Here is a 5,624-nt window from a genome sequence, read left to right on the forward strand (position 1 = left end):
CGGGTAACCGGTCGCCCCGACCGGTTACCCGCGCGGCGCCGCGGCGGTGCCGCAGGCGCCGATCCGGCAGGAACACCAGCCGGCGTACGCCCGGCAGCCCAATCCGGCGCTGCCGTCACCCGAACCCCGCCGGTCCCGGCCCGGAATGGTGCTTCTCGCCATCCTGCTGGCCGCGCTGGTCCTGCTCTGCTCCGGCGTGATTTCCTACAACCTGCGGAAGCAGTCGCAAGCCGGTGAATCCGGCGCGCTCGCTCCGCACACCGTGACGTCCGGCGCGCTGCGGCTCGACGGACGCGACGATGCGACCCGGACGTCGTACCGTCTTGAGGTACGGCTCCAGCCGGGCGACGGCGGGACGACGACGAGCGAAGGACGACAGACGCGATGACAGCGCAGGCCCGCCTGCTCGGTGGCAGGTACCAGGTCGGCGAGCTGCTCGGCTACGGCGGCATGGCCGAGGTGCACCGCGGTCGCGACCTCCGACTCGGTCGGGACGTCGCGATCAAGATGCTCCGCACCGACCTGGCCCGGGACGCGACGTTCCAGATGCGGTTCCGCCGGGAGGCGCAGAACGCCGCCTCGCTCAACCACCCGGCGATCGTGGCGGTCTACGACACCGGCGAGGAGACCGCGCCGACCGGCGAGACGCTGCCGTTCATCGTCATGGAGTTCGTCAACGGGCGGACCCTCAAGGAGGTGCTCGGCGCCGAGGGCCGGTTGCAGCCCCGCCGGGCGCTGGAGATCTGCGCCGACATGTGCGCGGCGCTGGAGTTCAGCCACCGGCACGGCATCATCCACCGGGACATCAAGCCGGGCAACGTCATGCTCACCCAGACCGGCCAGGTCAAGGTGATGGACTTCGGCATCGCCCGGGCGCTGGCCAGCGGCGCGACCACCATGACGCAGACCAGCGCGGTGATCGGCACGGCCCAGTACCTCTCGCCGGAGCAGGCGCGCGGTGAGGCGGTGGACGCGCGCTCCGACGTGTACGCGGCCGGCTGCGTGCTCTTCGAGCTGGTCTGCGGGCACCCGCCGTTCGTCGGGGACAGCCCGGTCAGCGTCGCGTACCAGCACGTGCGGGAGACGCCGCCGACGCCGAGCGACATCAACCCGGACGTCAACCCGGCGGTCGACGCGATCGTGCTCAAGGCGTTGTCGAAGAACCCGCTCAACCGCTACCAGAGCGCCGGCGAGATGCGCGCCGACCTGCTCCGCGCCGCCGCTGGCCGGCCGGTGCTGGCGACTCCGGTGATGCGCGAGGCCGAGACGGTGGCGATGGCCCCGGCCGGTGGTGGTGGCGGCTACCCGCCCGCCGCCGGCGCGCAGCAGACCCGGCAGATCCCGGCCCGGGTCGGCGACCCGCGCCAGCGCAAGGCGTCCTCCTGGCTCATCGCGACCTTCAGCGCGGTCGGCGTGCTGGCGGTGATCGCCCTGGTCGCCGCCCTGCTCTGGAGTAACCAGCAGGACAAGGACCTGAAGTCCGTGCCCACCCTCACGGGCAAGACCCGGGACGCCGCCTTCGCCGAGATCAGCAAGGCCGGCTTCCAGCCGGTGGTGGGCGATCCGGTGCTGGCGAGCGACTGCCAGAAGGACACGGTGGTTCGGCAGACCCCGCAGCCGGGCGCCCAGTTGGAGCCGACGCGTCAGGTCACCATTCAGCTCTGTGGCGGCAAACCCGAGATACCCGTCCCGGCTGGGCTCAAGGGCAGCAAGCGGGAGAGCGCCATCGCTCGGCTTGAGGAAGCGAAGCTCAGATACGACATCAAGACGGTCAACAGTGAGGTGAGCCAGGACGAGGTCATCAGCGTCGACCCGCCGGAGGGGCAGCGCGTCCCCGAGGGCACGTTGGTGACGCTCACCGTGTCCAAGGGCAACGTGCGTGAGGTGCCGGACGTCGTCGGGCTGAGCGAGGAGGAGGCCACCCGCGTCCTCCGGAACGCCGGATTCACGGTCAACACTGAGGACGGTCCGGACGTGCCGGCTGCGGAGGCCGGAAGGGTCACCGATCAGAACCCGAATGCCAAGGAGAAGAAGCCGAGCGGCACCAGGGTGACCATCGAGGTGAGTCAGCCAGAGGTGGTCGACCCGACACCGACCGCGACGGCGACGCCGACGGCGACGCCGAGCGCCACGCCGACCACTCCCGGCACCGGTGGCGGGGGCGGTCTGCCGATCCCACGCCCGCCGACCCGGCTCAACGAGGAGTAGGCCCGGTGGCTCCGGCTCTCGGGCCCGTCGGCCTGATCGCCGGCAGGACCTCGGGTGAGGTCAGGCCGCAGGTCGGAAGCGGTTCTTGGGCTCGGTGACCGACCCCCCGAAACGGGCGAACCGGTGGCGGCGGCGCCTGATCCGGGTGGCCGTGGTGGCGGTGGCCGTGCTGCTCGTCGCCAGTCTTCCGTGGCTGTGGACGACGATCTCGGCGCGCGGCCACGTGTACGACGAGGCCGACGCGCCGGCCGCCGACGTCGTCATCGTCCTGGGCACCGCCGTGGCCGCCGATCGCCGTCAACCGGGCGACCGGCTGGCCGGCCGGCTGCAGACCGCCGCCGAGTTGGTCAACAGCGGCCGGGCGCGCGTGGTCCTCGTGTCGGGCGACGGGGCCGGCACGTCGGGTGACGAGCCGGCGGTGATGACGTCGTACCTGACCGACCTCGGTGTCGATCCGCGTCGGGTGGTGGCCGACCCGTACGGCCTGGACACCTACGACAGCTGTGCCCGGGCGCGCGAGGTGTACGGGGTCGAGCGGGCCCTCGTCGTGACCCAGTCGTACCACCTGTCCCGGGCCGTGACGCTGTGCCGACATCTCGGTCTCGACGTCGACGGGGTGGCCGCGCGCTGCGCCGGGTGCGGCCGGGCCCTGCTGGCCGAGAAGTCGCTCCGGGACTACTTCGCCAGTGGCAAGGCGGCATGGGACGCTGTCCGCGACCGGCCGCCCGCGGTGCGCTCGCCCGCGGATCCGGCGGTCCGGAACGCGCAGCGCGGCTGACCCGCCGTCGAGTCCAGCGTCGACGCATCCGTACGGACGCGAGCTGCTCGGCCTGACAACGTGCTGGAAACTACAACAGACTCAGTCGTGCCCAGTAGGTGGGACATCAAATTTGGAAAATGGGCGGACGTGGAAGCTGCCGGTACCCGTCGGCGTGAACGTGCTGCTGGGGATTCCGGCAATCGTGCCGTTGTTCCTGGCGTGGTACATCATGGTGAACGGTCCGCTGGCGACCCTGGGGTGGACGCAGCGGGACCCGAACGAGGACGACGGGATGCTCCTCTGGCTGGTCATCGCCGCGCCGGTGTTCGGCCTGTTCGGCCTGATCTGGGGTCTGAACAATCTGTGGATGCGTCGCAGGACGGCCGCCCCGGGATCCCGGTACTGGCTCGCGTGCGTTGCCGCCTCCCTTGCGCCGTACGTCGTGGGTTTCTTTCTGTTCTGACCAATCCGGGAAGGGATACCGAAAACATGGATCACCAGATAACTCGGGGTCGGCTGCTGGTCAGGTGGTGGCGAAGGCGGCCCGGCGACGGGCGTCGACCTCGGCGGCCAGTGCCGGGGCACGCTCCAGCGCCTCCGGGTGGCCGCACCCGGCCAGCCAGTTGGCGAGCATCAGGTGGCCGCCCTCGGTGAGCACCGACTCGGGGTGGAACTGCACGCCCTCGATCGGCAGCGTCCGGTGCCGCATCGCCATCACCACGCCGGAACCGGTCCAGCCGGTGACCTCCAGCTCGTCCGGAAGCGTCTCGGGCAGCACGGCCAGCGAGTGGTAACGGGTGGCGGTGAACGGGTCCGGCAGGCCCTCGAGCACGCCGACGGACTGGTGCCGCACCTCGGAGGTCTTGCCGTGCAGCAGCTCGGGGGCGCGGGTCACGGTCGCCCCGAACGCCTCGCCGATCGCCTGGTGGCCGAGACAGACGCCGAAGATCGGCAGCTGACCCGCGTACTCCCGGATGACGTCGAGGCAGACACCGGCCCGGTCGGGGCTGCCCGGACCGGGTGAGAGCAGGATGCCGGCGGCACCCGACCGGCCCACGTCGGCGACGTCGATCTCGTCGTTGCGGCGGACCTCGCAGTCCACCCCGAGCTGGCCCAGATACTGCACGAGGTTGAAGACGAACGAGTCGTAGTTGTCGATCACCAGGACGCGCATGGTCACCTGTTCGGGGAGGGCGGCGCGGAGTTGTTGCGGTCGGTGTCGTACGGCAGCTCGTGCTCGTCGCCGGCCGGGGCCTCGTCGGTCACCGCGTCGCCGCCGCCCGACTCGCCGGGTACGCCGGAGTCCTGGGTGACCTGCACGTCGTCGAAGGGCAGCAGTGGCTCGGCCCAGGGGAAGGCCACGTACCAGAGCAGGGCCACCGCGGCGGCGGCGAGCAGCACCGAGCCGGTCAGCTTGCCGGCCAGGCCGAACGGCAGCTTGCGCCAGATGAACGCGTACATCGGGTCAGCCTCCCAGCTCCGCCGGGCGGCCCGCCGACTTGGGTTGGGTCCGGTCCAGCTCGGCATGGATGATCAGGCGCTGGTAGTTGTCGAACTTGGGGTTGCAGGTGGTGAGGGTGAGCATCCGCCTGGTGGGCTTCTTGTCCGGCTCGCCGGGCACCGGCGCCACCACCTCGACCTGCGTCGGCTTGACGATCCGGGACTGCGACACCCGGTAGACGTACCACTCGGTCTTGCCCTCGACCACGATCGCGTCGCCGTCGTCCAGCTCGTCCAGCCGCCAGAAGGTGGCCCGGTTGCGGTGGCCGGCGACGGAGAAGTTGCCGACCTGTCCCGGCAGGGCGCTGGTCGGGTAGTGGCCCGGGGCGTACCGGATGTCGGCCTGGGTGACGCCCTCGACCACCACCCAGTTCTTGTCGAGCTTGGGGATGTAGAGGCCCGCGATGGGCTTGCCGCGGACCGGCGGCGACGGTTTGACGCTCGGGGTGGCCGACGGGGCGACCGTGGGGTCGTCGGTGGGCCCCCACGCCTGGGCGAGCTCGTTGCTGAGGTCGTTCTGGTGGGCGTCGACGATGGCCGACTTGCCCCACACCTCGTAGCCGGCGAAGAGCAGCACTACCAGCCCGAAGGTGATGAGGACCTCGCCGGTCACCCGGATGCCCGTGCGCAGCCGGGAGGCGAGCGAGGGACGGGTGAGCTCGGAGTAGACGCTCTTGTAGCCCTCGCCGGTCTGCTCGGGTCGGAGTTGGACCACCCGCTCGCCGCGTCGTGGCCGCGGAGGGTCGGCGGGGCTCTCGTCGGCGCCGGCCGGGTCGTCGGTGGTCGGAGTGCGGGGGACGGCGCCCATCAGCGCCGTGGAGTCCATGGCCGGCGGCCGGGGCACGGGCCCGGCGGGCACCTTCGGGATCAGCGCGGTCGCACCCGGGTCGGCGGTGCGGTCGGGGCCGGCCGGCGAGACCGGGGCGGCCGGCGAGCCGGTCGGCCGCGCGGGCCCGGTGCCGACCTGGGGGAAAAGCGCGGTGGGGGCGTCGCCACCCGGAGAGGTCGGTGTGCCGGGCGTCGCGGGCCGGGTCGGCGTGCCACCTGCCGTGCCCGGAGGAGTCGGGTGGCCACCCGGCAGGCCCGGGTGGGCCGGGTTGGCACCCGACAGGCCGGGCGTACCGCCGGAGGCCGGCGGTACGCCCGGCCTGTCGGG

The 5,624-nt window shown here is 71.9% G+C and carries 7 protein-coding genes; 4 read left to right on the plus strand and 3 right to left on the minus strand.

The genetic code is table 11. The features are described 5' to 3' along the window. Positions 1-145: 145 nt before the first annotated feature. The 4 genes from DKT68_RS21055 (at position 146) to DKT68_RS21070 (ending at position 3,431) form a co-directional block, all read left to right on the plus strand. Positions 146-388 (plus strand): hypothetical protein, encoded by a 243-nt coding sequence (locus DKT68_RS21055; protein ID WP_201749128.1) that lies wholly within the window; start codon positions 146-148, stop codon positions 386-388. After that, positions 385-2,208 carry a Stk1 family PASTA domain-containing Ser/Thr kinase gene (gene pknB, locus DKT68_RS21060; RefSeq protein ID WP_109819130.1) on the plus strand — a complete coding sequence of 608 codons (1,824 nt, stop codon included), beginning with the start codon at positions 385-387 and terminating at the stop codon, positions 2,206-2,208. Before DKT68_RS21055 ends, pknB begins: the two co-directional genes overlap by 4 nt. 94 nt (positions 2,209-2,302) lie before the next feature. After that, positions 2,303-2,986, plus strand: a complete 684-nt coding sequence (locus tag DKT68_RS21065; RefSeq protein ID WP_236647008.1) for a SanA/YdcF family protein — start codon at positions 2,303-2,305, stop codon at positions 2,984-2,986. Positions 2,987-3,140: 154 nt separating this feature from the next. Continuing rightward, positions 3,141-3,431, plus strand: a complete 291-nt coding sequence (locus DKT68_RS21070) for a hypothetical protein (protein ID WP_236647009.1) — start codon at positions 3,141-3,143, stop codon at positions 3,429-3,431. 60 nt (positions 3,432-3,491) lie between these two features. On the opposite strand, the gene DKT68_RS21075 is transcribed toward DKT68_RS21070, so the two are convergent. From DKT68_RS21075 to DKT68_RS21085, 3 genes are all read right to left on the minus strand, one after another. After that, on the minus strand, positions 3,492-4,142 hold the full coding sequence (locus DKT68_RS21075; RefSeq protein WP_109819132.1) for an aminodeoxychorismate/anthranilate synthase component II: 651 nt from the start codon (positions 4,140-4,142) through the stop codon (positions 3,492-3,494). Between the two features lie 2 nt (positions 4,143-4,144). Further along, positions 4,145-4,429 (minus strand): hypothetical protein, encoded by a 285-nt coding sequence (locus tag DKT68_RS21080; RefSeq protein ID WP_109819133.1) that lies wholly within the window; start codon positions 4,427-4,429, stop codon positions 4,145-4,147. Positions 4,430-4,433: 4 nt separating this feature from the next. Continuing rightward, on the minus strand, positions 4,434-5,624 hold a 1,191-nt coding region (locus DKT68_RS21085; RefSeq protein ID WP_236647010.1), incomplete at its 5' end, for a class E sortase.

The sequence above is a fragment of the Micromonospora acroterricola genome (genome assembly GCF_003172955.1).
Taxonomy (GTDB): Bacteria; Actinomycetota; Actinomycetes; order Mycobacteriales; family Micromonosporaceae; genus Micromonospora; species Micromonospora acroterricola.

Coding starts and splice junctions, on each gene's coding strand:
- DKT68_RS21055 (WP_201749128.1), top strand. CDS start 146: ATGGTGCTTCTCGCCATCCTGCTGGCCGCGCTGGTCCTGCTCTGCTCC.
- pknB (WP_109819130.1), top strand. CDS start 385: ATGACAGCGCAGGCCCGCCTGCTCGGTGGCAGGTACCAGGTCGGCGAG.
- DKT68_RS21075 (WP_109819132.1), bottom strand. CDS start 4,142: ATGCGCGTCCTGGTGATCGACAACTACGACTCGTTCGTCTTCAACCTC.
- DKT68_RS21080 (WP_109819133.1), bottom strand. CDS start 4,429: ATGTACGCGTTCATCTGGCGCAAGCTGCCGTTCGGCCTGGCCGGCAAG.